Source organism: Alistipes sp. CAG:29 (genome assembly GCF_000435435.1).
Lineage (GTDB): Bacteria > Bacteroidota > Bacteroidia > Bacteroidales > Rikenellaceae > Alistipes > Alistipes onderdonkii.
In genome coordinates this window covers 11,626-27,236 of record NZ_FR893472.1, presented here as the reverse complement: position 1 = coordinate 27,236, position 15,611 = coordinate 11,626, and the positions used below count along the sequence as shown (strand labels likewise).

Annotated in this window: 16 protein-coding genes and 1 riboswitch (1 of these 17 running past the window's edge); of the genes, 3 read left to right on the top strand and 13 right to left on the bottom strand. The window is 56.3% G+C overall.

The window, feature by feature from the left end; all coding sequences use genetic code 11:
- Positions 1–109: 109 nt before the first annotated feature.
- Positions 110–312: riboswitch (cobalamin riboswitch) on the bottom strand.
- Positions 313–581: 269 nt separating this feature from the next.
- Positions 582–1,574 carry an arginase family protein gene (locus QVP03_RS08385; protein ID WP_410511655.1) on the top strand — a complete coding sequence of 331 codons (993 nt, stop codon included), beginning with the start codon at positions 582–584 and terminating at the stop codon, positions 1,572–1,574.
- A gap of 94 nt (positions 1,575–1,668) precedes the next feature.
- Here the strand turns inward: QVP03_RS08385 and QVP03_RS08380 are convergent, their stop codons facing one another.
- The 6 genes from QVP03_RS08380 to QVP03_RS08355 all read right to left on the bottom strand — a co-directional run bounded on the left by QVP03_RS08380 (position 1,669) and on the right by QVP03_RS08355 (position 6,084).
- Positions 1,669–2,145 (bottom strand): TspO/MBR family protein, encoded by a 477-nt coding sequence (locus tag QVP03_RS08380; protein WP_022333045.1) that lies wholly within the window; start codon positions 2,143–2,145, stop codon positions 1,669–1,671.
- A gap of 76 nt (positions 2,146–2,221) precedes the next feature.
- Positions 2,222–3,082 carry a DUF3737 family protein gene (locus QVP03_RS08375; RefSeq protein ID WP_022333044.1) on the bottom strand — a complete coding sequence of 287 codons (861 nt, stop codon included), beginning with the start codon at positions 3,080–3,082 and terminating at the stop codon, positions 2,222–2,224.
- A gap of 23 nt (positions 3,083–3,105) precedes the next feature.
- Positions 3,106–3,216: an SDR family oxidoreductase gene (locus tag QVP03_RS08370; protein WP_232044668.1), complete on the bottom strand. Its 111-nt coding sequence runs from the start codon at positions 3,214–3,216 to the stop codon at positions 3,106–3,108.
- Positions 3,206–3,754: a cyclophilin-like fold protein gene (locus tag QVP03_RS08365; RefSeq protein WP_022333043.1), complete on the bottom strand. Its 549-nt coding sequence runs from the start codon at positions 3,752–3,754 to the stop codon at positions 3,206–3,208. Before QVP03_RS08365 ends, QVP03_RS08370 begins: the two co-directional genes overlap by 11 nt.
- Before the next feature lie 105 nt (positions 3,755–3,859).
- On the bottom strand, positions 3,860–4,888 hold the full coding sequence (locus QVP03_RS08360) for an alpha/beta hydrolase (RefSeq protein WP_022333042.1): 1,029 nt from the start codon (positions 4,886–4,888) through the stop codon (positions 3,860–3,862).
- A gap of 20 nt (positions 4,889–4,908) precedes the next feature.
- The gene (locus QVP03_RS08355; RefSeq protein ID WP_022333041.1) at positions 4,909–6,084 is read right to left on the bottom strand and encodes an iron-containing alcohol dehydrogenase; all 1,176 of its coding nucleotides are present in this window, start codon (positions 6,082–6,084) and stop codon (positions 4,909–4,911) included.
- Between the two features lie 241 nt (positions 6,085–6,325).
- On the opposite strand from QVP03_RS08355, the gene QVP03_RS08350 reads away from it, so the two are divergent.
- Together QVP03_RS08350 and QVP03_RS08345 are read left to right on the top strand one after the other, a co-directional pair.
- Positions 6,326–7,219: a helix-turn-helix domain-containing protein gene (locus QVP03_RS08350; protein WP_018696576.1), complete on the top strand. Its 894-nt coding sequence runs from the start codon at positions 6,326–6,328 to the stop codon at positions 7,217–7,219.
- Between the two features lie 98 nt (positions 7,220–7,317).
- Positions 7,318–8,211: an AraC family transcriptional regulator gene (locus tag QVP03_RS08345; RefSeq protein WP_022333040.1), complete on the top strand. Its 894-nt coding sequence runs from the start codon at positions 7,318–7,320 to the stop codon at positions 8,209–8,211.
- 96 nt (positions 8,212–8,307) lie between these two features.
- On the opposite strand, the gene tatC is transcribed toward QVP03_RS08345, so the two are convergent.
- The 7 genes from tatC to QVP03_RS08310 form a co-directional block, all read right to left on the bottom strand.
- Positions 8,308–9,087, bottom strand: a complete 780-nt coding sequence (gene tatC / locus QVP03_RS08340; protein WP_022333039.1) for a twin-arginine translocase subunit TatC — start codon at positions 9,085–9,087, stop codon at positions 8,308–8,310.
- A 105-nt stretch (positions 9,088–9,192) separates the two neighbouring features.
- Positions 9,193–10,098 carry a sugar phosphate isomerase/epimerase family protein gene (locus tag QVP03_RS08335; RefSeq protein ID WP_022333038.1) on the bottom strand — a complete coding sequence of 302 codons (906 nt, stop codon included), beginning with the start codon at positions 10,096–10,098 and terminating at the stop codon, positions 9,193–9,195.
- A gap of 21 nt (positions 10,099–10,119) precedes the next feature.
- The gene (locus QVP03_RS08330) at positions 10,120–10,992 is read right to left on the bottom strand and encodes a 3-keto-disaccharide hydrolase (protein ID WP_018696572.1); all 873 of its coding nucleotides are present in this window, start codon (positions 10,990–10,992) and stop codon (positions 10,120–10,122) included.
- Between the two features lie 45 nt (positions 10,993–11,037).
- Positions 11,038–12,510, bottom strand: coding sequence for a Gfo/Idh/MocA family protein (locus QVP03_RS08325; protein WP_172678899.1), 1,473 nt, complete (start codon positions 12,508–12,510; stop codon positions 11,038–11,040).
- Positions 12,511–12,544: 34 nt separating this feature from the next.
- On the bottom strand, positions 12,545–12,754 hold the full coding sequence (locus QVP03_RS08320; protein ID WP_022333036.1) for a Sec-independent protein translocase subunit TatA/TatB: 210 nt from the start codon (positions 12,752–12,754) through the stop codon (positions 12,545–12,547).
- Positions 12,755–12,804: 50 nt separating this feature from the next.
- Positions 12,805–13,878, bottom strand: a complete 1,074-nt coding sequence (locus QVP03_RS08315; RefSeq protein ID WP_022333035.1) for a Gfo/Idh/MocA family protein — start codon at positions 13,876–13,878, stop codon at positions 12,805–12,807.
- A gap of 221 nt (positions 13,879–14,099) precedes the next feature.
- On the bottom strand, positions 14,100–15,611 hold the 3' portion of the coding sequence (locus tag QVP03_RS08310; RefSeq protein WP_022333034.1) for a DUF6377 domain-containing protein. Its footprint extends 168 nt past the window's final position; 1,512 of the gene's 1,680 nt are visible here — the last part of the coding sequence; the start codon falls outside the window, past its right edge — the gene reads right to left on this strand; the stop codon is at positions 14,100–14,102.

The following is a 15,611-nucleotide window of genomic DNA, read 5'->3' as shown; positions in this document are numbered from 1 at the left end:
GAATCACGCGGGTGATTGCACGACAGGAAACTGCTGAAAATCAAATCGGGGAGGGAGTGCGTTGCGATAACGACGACCGTACCATTCGATTCCAACCCGAAACCCGCGGGTGCAAATCAATCGTTAAGGCAGGTCTTCTGACTCGTCCCGTTTATCGCGCCTTCCCAGTTTAAACCAGTGGCAAAGAGTACGATAAACAACTTCTCCCGAAGGAGGGGACTTACAGCAGCGAGTACTGTTCCGGATTTTCACCGGATTCCCTTTTCATCCTGTCCGGCATACCGGGCAGGAACCATAACGGCGTAAAGGTAATTATTTTTTTTGATTGTTATACAAATCACAAAAAAAATCGCCCGGCCTCGCAATCGGGAGGGCGTAGAATTTCCGTATCGGTAGGGATCTGCCCGGGTAAAATGCGTTACTCCTGTGCGCGGCTTCCAGCAGAGATCGGTTTTGTGCAAAAATAACGCTTCCCGAATAACTGCCAGCCGTATTTCCGCAATTTGTCCATCCCGTAAATTTATCGATATACGAATAATTTGCACGTACTTGCATCTCCCGGAGGCATTTCGTATTTTTGCATGTCCTGCAAAAGGGACGAACCCGCTATGAAAGGATTTTTGTTGCCCGGCGTGCTGGCCGGCGGAGTGGTTTCTGGCGGAGTGCAGCAAAAAGTACCGACAAACAGCGAAGTTATGAAAACAAATACATCGACGATCCGCCTGATCTACCCGCAATGGCAGGGCGGCAATGTCGCGGCAATGGTGCCCGAGGTAAAGGATCCCGACGATGCCGCACGGGGATATTACCTCGGGGCGCAGCTGCTCGACTTCCTGGCTCCCTGCGGCGGGCAGGAAACGCTCACCGTTCCCGTCTCCACCCAGATCGGGGAACGCAGGGTGACGGACGGTGTACTCGACCGCGACGTCATTCTCCGGCAGACGAAAGCCGCGCTGGAGATGCTGCGGGCGAGCGATCCCGGCAGGATCGTGACCCTGGGCGGGGATTGCTCCGTGAGCGTGGTGCCGTTCACCTACCTTGCCGCGAAATACGGCGGCGACGTGGCGATGGTATGGATCGACGCCCATCCCGACATCACGCTTCCGGGCGATCCCTATCCCGGCTACCATGCCATGGCCGTGACGGCCTGCATGGGGCACGGCGATGCGAAGATCGTGGCGGAACTGCCCGCCGCATTCGACCCGTCGAAGATCCTGTTCGTAGGGTTGCGCAACTGGGAGCGGGACGAGATTAAGGCCCGCCAGCATCAGTACGGGATAAAGCATCTCACCCCCGAAGAGGTGGCTGCGGACAGCGATGCGCTCCGGGCCTGGCTGAAATCGTGCGGGGCGTCGAAGGTGGTGGTTCATTTCGATATGGACGTGCTCGACCCGGCGGAGATCGTTGCGGCGGTCGGCACCGATCCCGACGGGATGAAAATAGAGGCGGTCGTCCGCGTGATAAACGATATTGCGGCTGAAAAGGAGCTGGTGGGCCTTACGGTCGCCGAGCCGATGCCCCGTACGGCGATCCGGCTCAGGGATATGCTGGGCAGGTTGCCGTTGCTGGAATAGCCGCCTTATGTGATACGCCGTCGAATCCCCGGGAGTTTCCTTCCCGGGGATTTTTCAAATCTTCGTCCTGCTGCACATCGCGCCTTTCCCCGGTTTACAGCCCCGTCCCGTTCGCAACGAGAATATAGGCGTTGAGGTAGGTGGCGAAAAGGATCCAGCAGAGGTAAGGGACGAAGAGCCATGCGGCAGCGGCGCGTACGTTTGTACTGCGGACGAGATAGAGAATCACCAGGACGTCGAGCACCACGATGTCCGCCATGCCCAGCAGGGGGCTGCGGCAGACGAAGAAGAGTATGCTCCACAGGAAATTGCACCCTAACTGGAGGAACCATAGCCTCACCGCACTTTTACGGGCGGGGGCTTCGGAGGTCAGTACCAGCCCGCCCGAGATACCCATGCAGAGATAGATGATGCTCCATGCGATCGGAAAAACCGCATTGGGCGGTGTCAGCGTCGGTTTGTCGAGCAGCGGATACCATTCCTCGATCGCGTCTTGCTGCAACCATCCGGCAAGTCCCCCGAGAACGAAACACAGCGCTGTCGGGAGAATATAGGCCCATATCTTTTTCATGGCGTTATTGTTTTGTTCCGAATTTACAAAAAAAATGCCCGATGCTCCGTTTCCCGGCATCGAAATCGCATTCCAGCTATGCGCAGTTGCTTTGTTTGTCCCACGTTGCGATACGGCAGTCGCCCGGTGCCTTGACATTCCCGTCGAGGATGACCTCCCCGTAGCTTTCGGCCGTGACCGAACCGCTGCGGGGGTTCTTCACGCTGCGGACGGGGCCGTCTATGGCGGCCTGCAATGTCGAGTATTCGAACGCCAGGTCGCAGTCGTCGGCCATCGTACAGTTTTCCAGTACGAGATCCGTGGCGTAACACAGAGGCTGGGTGCCCGATATTTTGCAGTTGACCAGCCGCAGCCGCTTCGAGTGCCAGCCCAGGTACTCGCCGTTGATCTCGGAGTCGTAGACCGTCACGTCCTCGGTGTTCCAGAAAGCGTCCTTCGAGTTGATGACGGCGTTGCGGATCACCACGTTGCGGCAGTATTGGAACGAATAGTTGCCCCGTTGCGCGTAATCCTCTATGCGGATGTTTTCGCCGTGCATGAAGATATAATCGCCCTTGTCGACCCGCACGTTGCGCAGCCGCACGTTGCGGCAGTGCCAGAGCGTTTCCTGCGCAAAAGGCAACCGTACGTTCTCCAGCCGGATGCCGTCCATCTCGCGGAACATCTTGGGGGCTTTGACTAGCGTGTCGCTCATCGTAAGGTTGCGCGAATACCACAGCGCCGCGCGTGCGCCCTCGGTGAAGAGGCAGTTCCGGACGACGAACCCGTCGACGTGCCAGAACGGGTATTTGCCTTCGAAACGGCAATCGACGGCTTCGATGTCCGAGCACTCCTTGAGTGCCGATTCGCCGGCCTGTATGGTTACGTGCTCCATGCGCAGGCCGTGCGAGGCGAACAGCGGGCGTTCGCCTCCGTAGGTGGCGTTTTTTATCTGCATCGTTCTTGTTTTTTAGTTTGAATTTACATGGCCGTATATCCGCCGTCGACGGTTATTGCCTGGCCCGTAATGTAGCTCGCTCCGGGGCTGCAAAGCCATACGACGACTGCTTCTTCCGCTCCGTCATGTCGGATTTTGTTCGCTATTGTTTTCCGGTGTTTCCCGTCGTTGTCTTTCGATGCGGACGCTAAGCGAGCCGGGGATGCTGAGGGCTTCGATTCCGTTGCCGTCGATGCGCCCGATTCGGATCAGGTCGTTGCTCCTCGACCCGTTTTTGTAGAATATGGCCACATTGCCCCACGGGACATAGATCGTGATGTCGCCCGGTGCAGGGGTGCAGCCGCGTGCGACCTTGGAGGTCGTTAGCGCCGGCGAGGGATAAAATATTTTCTCGGCGTTGCTGTAATCCGACAACGTCACCTCCAGCGGCAGGCGCGAAAGGAAATCCCGTGCGGCGGCATTGTCCTCCATCGTGGCGGTAATCGTGCGGCTGCCGACCGTGATGCCGATTTTCAGCGATGTTTCGCCCGGGTCGCCGCCCTCGTTTCCGCCGGGCGTCTCCGGTTGACCGGGGTGCCCTCCGGAAGGGGCGGGGTCGTCGCCCGATTCCCCGCATGCCGCCGGCAGTACCAGCGATAGCAGCATGAGGGGCAGTAACAATAATTTTTTCATAGTCGTTCTTTATTGGTTTTACAGGTTGGTCGATCCCGGGTACGCGGGCGCCGGACAGGTGCGGCATCCCGGTGTGCTTCCGGGACTGTTGCCCGCGCAGCGGGATTATTTCAGCGCAGCCCTGAAGAATGTTTCCAGTTTCCCGAACGGGATCAGGCCTGTCCGGTCGTAGAGGTCGACATGCCCTGCATCCGGCACGAGGTAAAGCTCTTTCGGCTCGGCAGCCAGGCGGTAGGCGTCCTCGCTGAACTCCCGCGAATGGGCGTTCTCTCCCGCGATGAAGAGCATCGGCCGCGGCGAGATGGTCTCGATGTCGGCGAAGGGGTAGAAGTTCATGAATTTCACGTTGCTGGTCAGTGTGGGGTGCGTAGTCGTGCGCGGCGTGGCCCCGTCGGGGGTGAACTCCCCGCGCGGCGTACGGTAAAATTCGTAGAATTCGCGCTCGATCGGCGTGGATTCGGCCGTCAGTTCGTGTACTGTGCCGCCGGTGTAAAGGGGTTCCCCGCCCAGGAATTCGGCATAACGCTGTTCGGCAGCCTGGGCGATGATCCGTTTGCGCTGTTCGGGCGACAGAGCGTGTTTCAGCCCGTTGCGGCTGGCTGCCCCCATGTCGTACATGCTGACCGTTGCGATGGCTTTCAGGCGGGGGTCGATCTTCGCAGCGCTGATGGCGAAGCTGCCGCTGCCGCAGATCCCGACAACGCCGATACGTTCCCGGTCGACAAAGGGGCGGGTGCCGAGGAAATCCACCGCTGCGCTGAAGTCCTCCGAATAGACATCCGGCAGGACGGCATTGCGCGGTTCTCCGTCGCTTTCACCCCAGAAGGAGAGGTCGAGTGCCAGCGTGACGAACCCGCATTCGGCCAGTTTCGTGGCGTACAGACCGGCGCTCTGTTCCTTGACTGCGCCCATCGGGTGCCCGACGATGACGGCGGGGTATTTTCGCCCTTCCTCCAGCTCCTTGGGCAGGAAGAGCCGTGCGCCTACTTTCATTTTGTATTGGTTGGAAAAGGATACTTTCTCGGTGTTTACCGAATTGCTTTTGTAGAAATTGTCTGCATCGCCCTGTGCGACGGATGTATTCGTGCCGAGTATCATAAGTATGGCTGTTGTCAGAATTAATGGTCGTTTCATGATCGTGTCGTTTTTTCGGGTTATTTATAGGCGGCCCGGTAGATGGCTGTGCATTCGTCGATGCTCAGCCTGTGGCGGTCTGATTCGAATAGTCCGGGCATTGTGTCGAATGCGTTGAACGTCATTTGCTGTAACTCTCCGGGGGTGATGCCGTAGTCGGACATCCTCAGGTCGGCGACGCCGCATGCCTGTTGCAAGCGGGTGAGCGCCGTGATGAAATCCCCGGGCTGTGCGGCCTGCTCCATCCCCATTGCACGGGCCATCCGTACGAAACGCTCGTCGCAGACGTGCCGGTCGATGAAGAACGAGAAGTAAGCCCTGCTGAGCATGATCAGCCCGGCGCCGTGGGGCAGATCCTGGTGGTAGGCCGACATGGCGTGTTCCATCGAGTGCTGGCTGGTCGTGGCGCTCAGGCACATCACCACGCCGGAAAGGGTGTTGCCGAAGGCCACGCGGGTGCGAGCTTCGAGATCGTCGCCATTGGCCACGGCGCGCGGCAGGTTGCGGGCGATATGCTCGATGGCGGTCAGTGCGTACATGTCGCTTGCGAGGTTGGCGAATTTCGAAATGTAACTCTCCACGCTGTGGAACAATGCGTCGAACCCCTGGTATGCCGTGAATTTCGGCGGCACGGTGAGCATTAGCTTCGGATCGACTACGGCCAGTACGGGGAATGCGGCTTCGACGCCGATCTTTTCATGGGTTTGTTCGTTGGTTACGACGCCCCACGGATCGACTTCCGACCCGGTTCCTGCCGTCGTGGTTACGGCGACGACCGGCAACGGTGCGTGTTCGGCCTGCTGTTCTTTGCCCGTCCCGCCGAATACGTAGTCCCACAGGTCGCCGTCGTTGGATGCCATCAGGGCTATGGCCTTCGCGGCGTCCATGACGCTGCCGCCTCCCAGTGCGACGATCATGTCGCACCCGTGCTCCCGTGCCGCTGCCGCTCCGGCCATGACGGTGGATTTCAAGGGGTTCGCCTCGATCCGGTCGAACACCACGCTTTCGACCCCTGCCAGCCGGAGCTGTTCCTCCGTGGCGGCCAGATAGCCGTTTGCTCGGGTCGACTTGCCGTTCGAAATTGCCAGCAGCGCCTTTTTCCCGGGCATCTGCTGGCTGTGCAGGTTTTTCAGTTCGTCCGCCCCGAAAAGGATGCGGGTCGGGATCCACATGTTGAAATTCAGTTTTGTTTTCATGGCTCTATGGTGTTTGATGTTTTTTCCACACTGCAAAACTACATCCTGCGGGGCATTCGTTTTGTATACGTATTACGGATATATTTACCCTGATTACTGGTTTGCGCGGTCGTGAAATATGCTGATGTACAGTAATATACCCCTATTACGGATAATATTACCCCAATTACTGTTTCGGCGGCCCGGCATGTGGGCCGAATCTGCAAAAACACTATCTTTGCAAAAAGGTAAAGAAAAAAACATGGAAGAAATCCTGAAAATCGACACTGTCGACCAGTATAACAAACTCTTCGGGTTCGAGACCCGCCACCCGCAGGTCGGCGTCGTTTCGTTCGATACGGCCGAGAGCCAGGGAAACTACCGGATGACGATGGGGTTCTATTCGGTATTCCTCAAGGAGACTGCGGGATGCCGGATCAACTACGGCAAGACGAGCTATGATTTTGACGACCAGACGGTCATCTGCATCGCTCCGGGGCAGACGGTGGGGTATACCGACGTGGAGGGTGTTCCCAAGAAATCGGTCGGGCTGCTGTTTCATCCCGATTTTATCCGCGGTACGTCGCTGGGGCAGAAGATTAAGAAATATACGTTTTTTTCCTATGAGTCCAACGAAGCCTTGCACCTGTCGGAGGAAGAACGTATGATTGTCCTTGACTGCCTGGAAAAAATCCGCATGGAACTGCTCCACGCCATCGACAAGCATACCAAAGGGCTTATTGCGACCAATATAGAACTGCTGCTCGACTATTGTATGCGTTTTTACGAGCGCCAGTTCGTCACGCGCGGGGACATGAATCTCGATGTCCTGGCACGTTTCGAGCGGTTGCTCGACGATTACCTTACCCAAGGCGCCGCTGCGAAGGAAGGGTTGCCTTCGGTACGCTATTTTGCAAGCAAAATATGCCTGTCGCCCAATTATTTCGGCGATCTGGTGAAAAAGGAGACCGGGAAATCGGCCCAGGAGTATATCCAGCTGAAGATGATCGACGCGGCCAAGGAGGGGCTTCTCGACCCGAACAAAACCATCGGGCAGGTGGCCTATGAACTGGGATTCCAGTATCCGCAGCATTTCGTACGTTTCTTTAAACGCCATGTCGGCTACACCCCCAGGGAATATCGGTTGCAGAGCTGATCGGGGCTGAAACAGGTGTGCCTGCGAAATTTTCCCCTGTTTTTTCCGATTTTCCGGAACATTGTCTTATATTCGCAAAAAATGATTGCATAAGACCGATGGGAACTGTTGCATGCGGGCAAATATTCAAGGGTGCCTCCCGCTCTTTCACTTACCGCCACGAAAGGCTGTGGTACCGGGACGAATTCCCATACCACCAGCATCCCGAATACGAGATTACGGTGGTTTTCAGCGGGAACGGCCAGCGGGTGACCAACGACTTCACGGAACCCTTCCGCGAGGGGGAAGTCGTCGTGTTGCCGCCCTATTTTCCGCATGGCTGGGTCTATGACAAGGCATTGTGCGCCCCGGACGGGATGATCGAAAACGGTTCGCTGCAATTCGGCGAGGAGTTTCTGGTGCAGTTGTCGCAGCTCTCGCCCGAGTTCCAGCCCGTCGTACGGTTTTATAAGGAGTTGCGCCAGGCGGTCGGGCTCACTGGCGAAACGGCGGTCAGGGTGCGTAAATTACTGGCGGGTCTTGAGCGCAGCTCAGACCCCGAACGGTTCGTGACGTTATTGCAGTTGCTTTTCCTGATCGCGCAGGACGGGCATTGCCGCCCCATCGGGCCCGGGAAATTCCGCGGGGCAAAAATCCATAAGAACAAGCAGCGCCTGCAGGCCGTTTACAAGTATATCGTCGAGAATTACCACCGTAAGATAACCCTCGAGGAAATCGCGTCCTATGCCTCGATGAACAAGACGGCCTTCTGCCTGTTTTTCAAGAAGGCGACCGGCGAGTCGTTTGTCGCCTACCTGAATGTCTTTCGGTTGCAGATGGCCTGTACGATGCTGACCCGCTCTTCTAAGAACATTTCCGAAATCTGCTATGCAGTGGGTTTTACGGACATTCCCTATTTCAACCGGGCATTCAAGCAGCGTTACGGCGTTTCACCGACGCAGTACCGGGCTTCGATGCGGAATGCACCTCAGGCGGAGGGGCAGGGCGGCTGATCCGGCAGGGTGTCCCCGTCTAACGATTACGACCGGGTAATTCCCGGCCGTAATCCGTATGCCGGCGAAAGCCGGCAAATCGTGTGTCGTTGCCCGCTATGCCCGGACGATCTTTATACTCAGCTCATAGAGCAGGTAAAGCGGCAGGAAGACGATCATCAGCGTGAACGGGTCGCCCGTCGGGGTGATGACCGCAGAGAGCACCAGCAGGACGACTACGGCATGTTTCCGGTATTTCCGGAAGAATGTTTTTGTCACGAGGCCCAGTTTCGAAAGCAGCCATGCCAGCAGCGGCAACTCGAAGACGATGCCCATTACGAAAATGAGCATCAGGAAATTACCCATGTAGGAAGTCAGCGAGATCTGGTTCGTGATAAGCGGACTCAACTGATACTCGGTCAGAAACCGGAACGTGAAGGGGAAGACCAGGAAGTAACCGACCGCACATCCGAGGAAGAACATGAATGTCCCGAATGCGAATGCCAACCCGACGCGCTTCTTTTCGTTGTCGAACAGGGCAGGTTGTACGAACCGCCATATTTCGAACGTCAGGTAGGGGAATATCAGTACCAGCGCGAACCAGAACGAAGTGCTGATATGCGTCAGGAACTGCGAGGCTACGTTGATGTTGATGAGTTCTACCGAGAAGTGGTCGTTGCTGAAATCGGGGAGCAGCGGGTTGCCGCCTCCCAGTTTCGACAGCCATCTGTAAAGCGGGAAATCGGACGTGGTGGGAGCCAGTACGAAATTGTCGAACAGATAGGGCATGAGGCAGAAACAGACGACAACGAACACGAATAAGACGGCGATTACGCGAACCAGCGACCAGCGCAGGTCTTCGAGGTGCGCCCAGAACGTCATTTCCTTTTCTTCCATGGGATAGTAGGGTTTATTGCTTATTTTCCGGAAGGTATCTTTCAGCGAAGAAATATCCGGCCATCCGTCTGACGGCCGGATATCGTCTTCATGCTTCCGGAGGGATTATTTGCTGTACGAAGCCTTCACGAAAGGTGCCTCGAGCAGGTAATCCAGGCTCAGTTTGACACTCTTCTCCACATCGTAGCTGTATTGCTCGACCTCGACGATGATGTTTTCCACACCGGCGGTCTTGGCATTCTCGAAGATGGCATCGAACCCGACCATACCGCTCTGGCCGATTTCGCGGCGATCCTTGATATGGAGCATCTTGAAGCGGCCGGGGTATTTGTGGAAATAGTCGACGGGGCTTGCCTTCCCCATCACGGCCCAGTATACGTCCAGTTCGATGAACAGGTTTTCAGGGTCGGTGTTTTCGATCATGTAGTCCAGCATGACAGCCTTGTCCTCGATCTTCTGGAATTCGTGGGCGTGGTTGTGGTAGCCGTATTTGATTCCGGCTTCCCGGCACTTCTTCCCGATCGCGTTGAGGTAGTCGCAGTAGGTCTGCATCTCCTTCAGCGTCTTGGGGACGGGAAGGTACGGGGTCACGATGTACTCCATGCCTGCGGCCTTGTGGGCTGCGATGCACTGATCCCACCATTTCATCGACTCGGAGAAGTCGCCCGAAGCCAGTTCCTCGTCGGAGAGGCCTTTGCCGCAGTGCGAAGAGAGCACCTTCATGCCTACGGCCTCCACGTCGCGCCTGAACTCCTCGGGGGTGTTGCCGTAGAATTTACCGTCGTTGTAACTGGCGGCCTCGATGCTGGTGTAACCCATGTCGGCGAGTGCCTTCAGGACGGGTTTGTAGTCGTGCTGGTTTCTTCCGAAACTCCCGATCAGATCCCTGACCGAGTAGAGCTGGATACCGATATCCTTCTTTGCGTCCTTCTTCGCTTTGGCAAATGCCCCGCAGGGAGCAATTGCCGAAGCGAGCAGGATGCAAACCGCTGTAAACAGTTTACGTTTCATACGTTACCGTTGTTAACGGAATTAGTCGAGCACCTTGATGCGGATGTTGCGGAACCATACATCGTCGCCGTGATCCTGGAAGCCGATGTAACCTTCGCGCTGTGCACCGCCGCAGTTGTTCAGCAGTTCGAATGCCAGGGGCCACTTCTCGGGGCTGAACTTGCTCTTTTCGAGCATCTCCGTCCACTGGGGAGTCCAGAGGTGGTACTCGAGCACGTTCTGGTCGTTCTGGCCGTGTACCACGGTGCCTTTGTAAACCATGATCTTCGCCTTGTTCCACTCGCCATAGGGCTTGGCGTTCTGGGGAACGGCCGGGATCATGTCGTAAAGCGAAGCCGACTTGCGGTTGCCGTCGACGCCCAGTTTGGCATCGGGGTGGTTCTCATTGTCGAGTACCTGGTACTCGGGGCAGGAGATGTAGATGGGCTCCATCCGCTGTTTGCCGTCCTTGGTCGTGGCTACCTCCTGGCCGAGGTAGAAGATACCCGAGTTGCTGCCTTTGGCAACTTTCCACTCCACTTCGAGCTCGAAGTTCTTGAACTTGTGCGTGAAGATCAGGTCGCCGCCGTCGCCGTCCTGGGCTTCACCGCCGCCCGAACCGTTGAATTTGATCGCGCCGTTGTCGATCGTCCATTTCGAGGGCACGTGGTCTTTGCCGTAGCCGCGCCAGCCGTTGAACGTCTTGCCGTCGAAGATCACGTAGTAGCCGTCCTTGTCCTGCGGGAAGCCGGAGAGGTCTATTGTCGCATTGTTGATGACCGTGTATTCGGGTACGGCCTTGGTTTCTGCCGCTGCCGTGTCGGCTGCCGCTTTGCCTTTGGCACCCGGGCCGCCGCATGCCGCCATCGTTGCGGCTGCTGCGATGCATGTCGAGAATAAAATGACTTTTTTCATATTCTTTCCGTTGTTTTAATTTGAATTGATAATCTTGTCCGTAGATTAACGCGGCATGTCGGGCAGTTTCCAACCGTCGCGGTAGGTGTGCTTGATGAGCTCCTGTGCGAATTGCTGTGCGTTGACCGGATCCGTCCAGGTCTTGTCGAAGGTCGGGTGACCGTCCTTGATGTGGAACCCGTCCTTGATGACGGCACTGATCGTGGCGTCATCGGGGATGTTCGTGAAACGCATGTTCGGGCCGTCCCAGAGCAACTCGCGGTTCAGGTTCTGCAGGCGGACTGCCAGCACGCCCATAACCACCATTTCATTGAACGGGCCGGCTTCGCTGAAGTCCGATGCGCTCGGCACGCGGTCGTCGGCATCCTCCTTGCAGGCACGTACCCAGTCCATCTGGTGCGACTCCTTGATCTCGCGCAGTACCTTCGGTGCGTTGGGCACGCGACCCGAAACCAGGTAGGGGTTCACGCCGTAGCAGCCGCAGATCAGCGTATCCTTCGTACCGTAGAAAATAACGCCGCCGCCGGCCATGTTCAGGTCTTTGCCTGCGGGCAGCCCTTCGGGGCGCGCCGGTTTCAGGCCGCCGTCGTACCAGTATACCTCTACCTCGGGCATGGCTACCTTCGGCATGTTGTCGCGTGCCGGGAAGACGAACTTCACCGTCTGCGCCATCGGTGCGGATTCGTTGAGCAGCAGCGTCGAGCTACCCTGAACCTTGGTCGGATAGCCGAGCTTCAGGCCCTTGAATACCGGGTGGAGGATGTGGCAGGCCATATCGCCCAGTGCGCCGGTACCGAAATCCCACCAGCCGCGGAAGTTCCACGGGGTGTAGATCGCGTTGTAGGGACGGTAGGGAGCCGGGCCGATGAAGGCGTCCCAGTTCAGCGTCTTGGGGATGCGCTGGTCGTCCTCGGGACGTGAGAGCCCCTGCGGCCAGATAGGACGGTCGGTGAAGGTCTCCACCTTGCGGACTTCGCCGATCTCTCCGTTCCAGATCCATTCGCAGACCTTGCGGACACCCTCGTCCGACGCACCCTGGTTACCCATCTGGGTGGCTACTTTATATTTGTCGGCGAGCTTGGTGAGCAGACGCGATTCGTATACGGTATGCGTCAGGGGCTTCTCGACGTAGACGTGCTTGCCGGCCGTCATCGCATCGGCTGCGATGATCGCGTGCGTGTGGTCGGCCGTAGCCACCATCACGGCGTCTGCCGACTTGAGCATTTCGTCGAACATCTTGCGGTAGTCGTTGTACTTCTTGGCAGCCGGGTAGCGCTTGAACACGTGGTCGGCATATTTCCAGTCGACGTCGCACAGGCCGATGATGTTCTGGCTTTCGAGGCCGCGGAGCACCGACGAGCCGCGGCCGCCGATACCGACACCCAAGATGTTGAGTTTGTCGCTCGGAGCCGTGTGCCCGAACTTCTTACCTAAAACCGTACCCGGAACGACCGCTAAGCCGATCGCGGCAGCAGCTCCTTTTTTCAGGAACTTTCTCCTTGACATTTCGCTTGACATTGTTTCTTGATTTAAGTTAGTTGTTTTTGAGGGACTATTTATTTTCGTTGTTGGATTTTTCCGTACCCGAGTTTTCGATGTCGTTCTCGATGTTGTTCATGCCTTCCTTGAAGCTGCGCACACCCTTGCCGAGACCCTTCATCAGTTCCGGGATTTTTTTGCCGCCGAAGAGCAGCAGTACGATCAGGGCTATGACGATGATTTCGCCTGCACCCAGGTTGCCGATAAACAGTAAGTGGTTCATACCGATTGTTTTTAAGGTTTATAAAGTTTGTTTTAGTATCAGATTGCGGCTTATGCGCGCTTCCTCAGCAACCCGTAGCCATTCGACATCGTGCGGCGGCGTTCGCGAATCTCCTGCAGCGTTTCCAGATTTCCGATTGCCGGCAGGTCGTGCTGCCGCGAATCCTGGAGGAACCGCCATGCGTATTCCGATGCCGTGGCGGCGTCGCGGAACGAGGGGAGCGACGGATTGCGTTTCCCGCTTTCGATCGACTCGGCGAACAGTTTGCACAGTACGTCGATGTTTTTGCCTCCGTAGGGCTGTATGAGCCGGTGCGTCTGTGTCACTCCGTGCAGTTCGACGATCGCCGTCTTGAAATCGTGCGTCATGCGCGCGATGCCTTTCGTGCCGATGATGTCGATGTATGAATTATGTGTCTGTTTTTCGGCCAGTTGTCCGTATACATGTCCCTGGGTAATGTCGAATACGATGCCGTTCTCGAACGTGCCGTGGCACTGGAGCCACCACGGATCCTTGTAATCCCACATGCGGATGGCCTGTGCGTTCCAGGTCTTGAATTCCGATTCGGCATACCAGCGTGCGATGTCCACGTAGTGCATGCCGCAGTCATGGAACGACGGGCCCTCGAATTCGTGTCCTTCGCCCGGGGCCAGCCCCGGTGTCATGTGGCATACGCGGATGATCGCCAGTTCGCCGATTTCGCCCTGTGCGATAAAATCCTTGATGGTGTTGTGGTACCACGAATTGCGCAGGTAAAGGTTCACCGTCGAGAAGATTTTGGCCTTCTCGGCCAGCGCGACCGTCTGCCACTCCTTTTCCACCGTGTCGGCGATCGGTTTCTCGGCTATGACGTGCTTCCCGCTCGCAATGGCTTTCTGAATCTGCTCCGGGCGGGAATCCGCCAGGGCGAACAGCCCGACCGCCTGAATCTCGGGGTCGTTGAATATGATTTGTTCGTCGGATATTACTTTCGACCGGGGGGAGAGCCGCTGGGCCAGTTCCCGTGATGCGGGAGATACGTCACAGATGTAAACGATATCCCACTTACCGCTTTTTTGCATCTCTTCGAGGTAAAAACCTCCCATTCTGCCAAAACCGATCAGACCGACTTTAATTGGATTCATTTCGTATAAAATAGGTTTAAGTAGGTGTTTACAATCCGATGCAATCCGGCTGCCCGCTGCGGGAGAGGGTGGCTGGACGCTGTGTTTACAAAATTAATCCTATTATATACCATATTTATAGGTTGGGGCGGAAATTGTAGAACCTGTAAAGTATTATATGTTTGTAAATAAATATTTTATCAGAAAAATATACAAAAAAAATGTAGTTGCCGTGGAATCGGTCACGGCCTGTTTTCGGGCGGCACACCGATTCGCATGACCATTTTTTCGAAGTCCTCGCGCGATATTGCGGCCTTGTTCCGGGCTTTGGTGCGGTAGTTATATACGGTGCTCAGCGAGCATCGCAGGAACGAGGCGATCTTGACGCTGTCGGTGATGCCCAGCCGCAGCAGGGCGTAAATCCGGAGTTCCTTGTTCAGCAGGTCTTCCGATTTGAGCACGATCCGTTCGTCCTCGACCAGCAGGGCGTTGAAATCGGCGACGAACGTCGGATAGAGGTTCAGGAATATGGCGTCGAAATTCTTATACAGTTCATCCAGTTCGTTCTCCATCATCGACGTGGATTTCAACTGTTTGTATAACTCGTCGATCTGTCGGTTCTGCGCCAGTTTGTTCAGCGATTTTCGGTAGTCCTCCAGTTTGTCGATATACATCGAACAGAGGTCGAAGAACCTAGCTATGTACTGTTCCTTGATGATGTTCGAATCGGTGAGCTGCGTGTTTTTCTCATGCAGTTCGTCGTTGAGCTGCATCAGGCGCCCGTTCGTCCGCGACAGCTCCTCCTTGATGCGGTACAGCTTGTGTATCTGCTGATAAACGTAGATGAACAGCAGCACGAGGAACAGCGACAGGACGCTGATCAGGATCAGGTAGTGCTGCAACTTGGATTTGGACTTGGCCTCCTTGGCCTGGTAGATCGAGTTGATGATCGAATAGAACTTCGACATCTGGGTCGTGCGGAACTGCACGTTGCTGAATACCGCATCTTCGATGGCCGCCTGCGTGTACTTGAAAGCCCGTGAAAGGTCGCCCTGGTCGTAATACATCAGAGCCAGCGTGTGGAACGAGGCGTTCTCCTTCACCGCACTCTTCGCATCGGCGATCGCGGAGAGCATGAAATATTTCTTTCCAGCCTCCGGGTCTTTGTTCAGCCGGTAGAAATAACCGTAGGCATAGGCCGTCTCCGCGTAGAGCGGCGTGTCCTTGCCGACCTCTTCCAGCAACTCGTCGAGGATCGCCCTGGCTTCGTCCATCTTGCCGTTTCCCATAAGTTTGTAGCTCAGGTGTATCCTGTACCGGAACGATCCTGGGTCGGAAACCATCATCAGCGAGTCCCGGTAGATATTCATTTCGTGCAGGTGGCTGCGCTGGCTGCTCAGCGTGGCGTAGTGCTGGAAATAGCGGTTGTTGGCCTCGTAGTAGACGGGAAGCAGGTCGCGCGGGAGTTCGGACGATCGGATGGAGCGGAGTATCTGGTTCGCCTCGACGCACATGCCCGAAAAAGAGTAGAGCTGGGCGAGGTACATGTTCGACAGGTAGGTCAGCCTTTTGTTGTCCAGCTGCCTGGCGATTTCGAGGTTCCGTTCGACGTAGCGGATGGCCGAATCCAGCTTGTATTTCCTGAATTCTTCGTACAGCTTCGTATTGATCTCGTATTCCTGTTCCGGGGTCAGGTTGCTTACGCCCAGCAGGTTCCTCAGCCTGCTGATCCGCTCTTCTTTTTCGGTTTCGTA

Bases quoted from the DNA above. Each gene is read 5' to 3' on its own strand.
- QVP03_RS08345 (WP_022333040.1), top strand. From the start codon at position 7,318: ATGGGAACTGTTGCATGCGGGCAAATATTCAAGGGTGCCTCCCGCTCT.
- QVP03_RS08330 (WP_018696572.1), bottom strand. From the start codon at position 10,992: ATGAAAAAAGTCATTTTATTCTCGACATGCATCGCAGCAGCCGCAACG.
- QVP03_RS08325 (WP_172678899.1), bottom strand. From the start codon at position 12,510: ATGTCAAGCGAAATGTCAAGGAGAAAGTTCCTGAAAAAAGGAGCTGCT.
- QVP03_RS08320 (WP_022333036.1), bottom strand. From the start codon at position 12,754: ATGAACCACTTACTGTTTATCGGCAACCTGGGTGCAGGCGAAATCATC.
- QVP03_RS08315 (WP_022333035.1), bottom strand. From the start codon at position 13,878: ATGAATCCAATTAAAGTCGGTCTGATCGGTTTTGGCAGAATGGGAGGT.
- QVP03_RS08360 (WP_022333042.1), bottom strand. From the start codon at position 4,888: ATGAAACGACCATTAATTCTGACAACAGCCATACTTATGATACTCGGC.
- QVP03_RS08385 (WP_410511655.1), top strand. From the start codon at position 582: ATGTCCTGCAAAAGGGACGAACCCGCTATGAAAGGATTTTTGTTGCCC.
- QVP03_RS08350 (WP_018696576.1), top strand. From the start codon at position 6,326: ATGGAAGAAATCCTGAAAATCGACACTGTCGACCAGTATAACAAACTC.
- tatC (WP_022333039.1), bottom strand. From the start codon at position 9,087: ATGGAAGAAAAGGAAATGACGTTCTGGGCGCACCTCGAAGACCTGCGC.
- QVP03_RS08365 (WP_022333043.1), bottom strand. From the start codon at position 3,754: ATGAAAAAATTATTGTTACTGCCCCTCATGCTGCTATCGCTGGTACTG.
- QVP03_RS08380 (WP_022333045.1), bottom strand. From the start codon at position 2,145: ATGAAAAAGATATGGGCCTATATTCTCCCGACAGCGCTGTGTTTCGTT.
- QVP03_RS08335 (WP_022333038.1), bottom strand. From the start codon at position 10,098: ATGAAACGTAAACTGTTTACAGCGGTTTGCATCCTGCTCGCTTCGGCA.
- QVP03_RS08375 (WP_022333044.1), bottom strand. From the start codon at position 3,082: ATGCAGATAAAAAACGCCACCTACGGAGGCGAACGCCCGCTGTTCGCC.
- QVP03_RS08355 (WP_022333041.1), bottom strand. From the start codon at position 6,084: ATGAAAACAAAACTGAATTTCAACATGTGGATCCCGACCCGCATCCTT.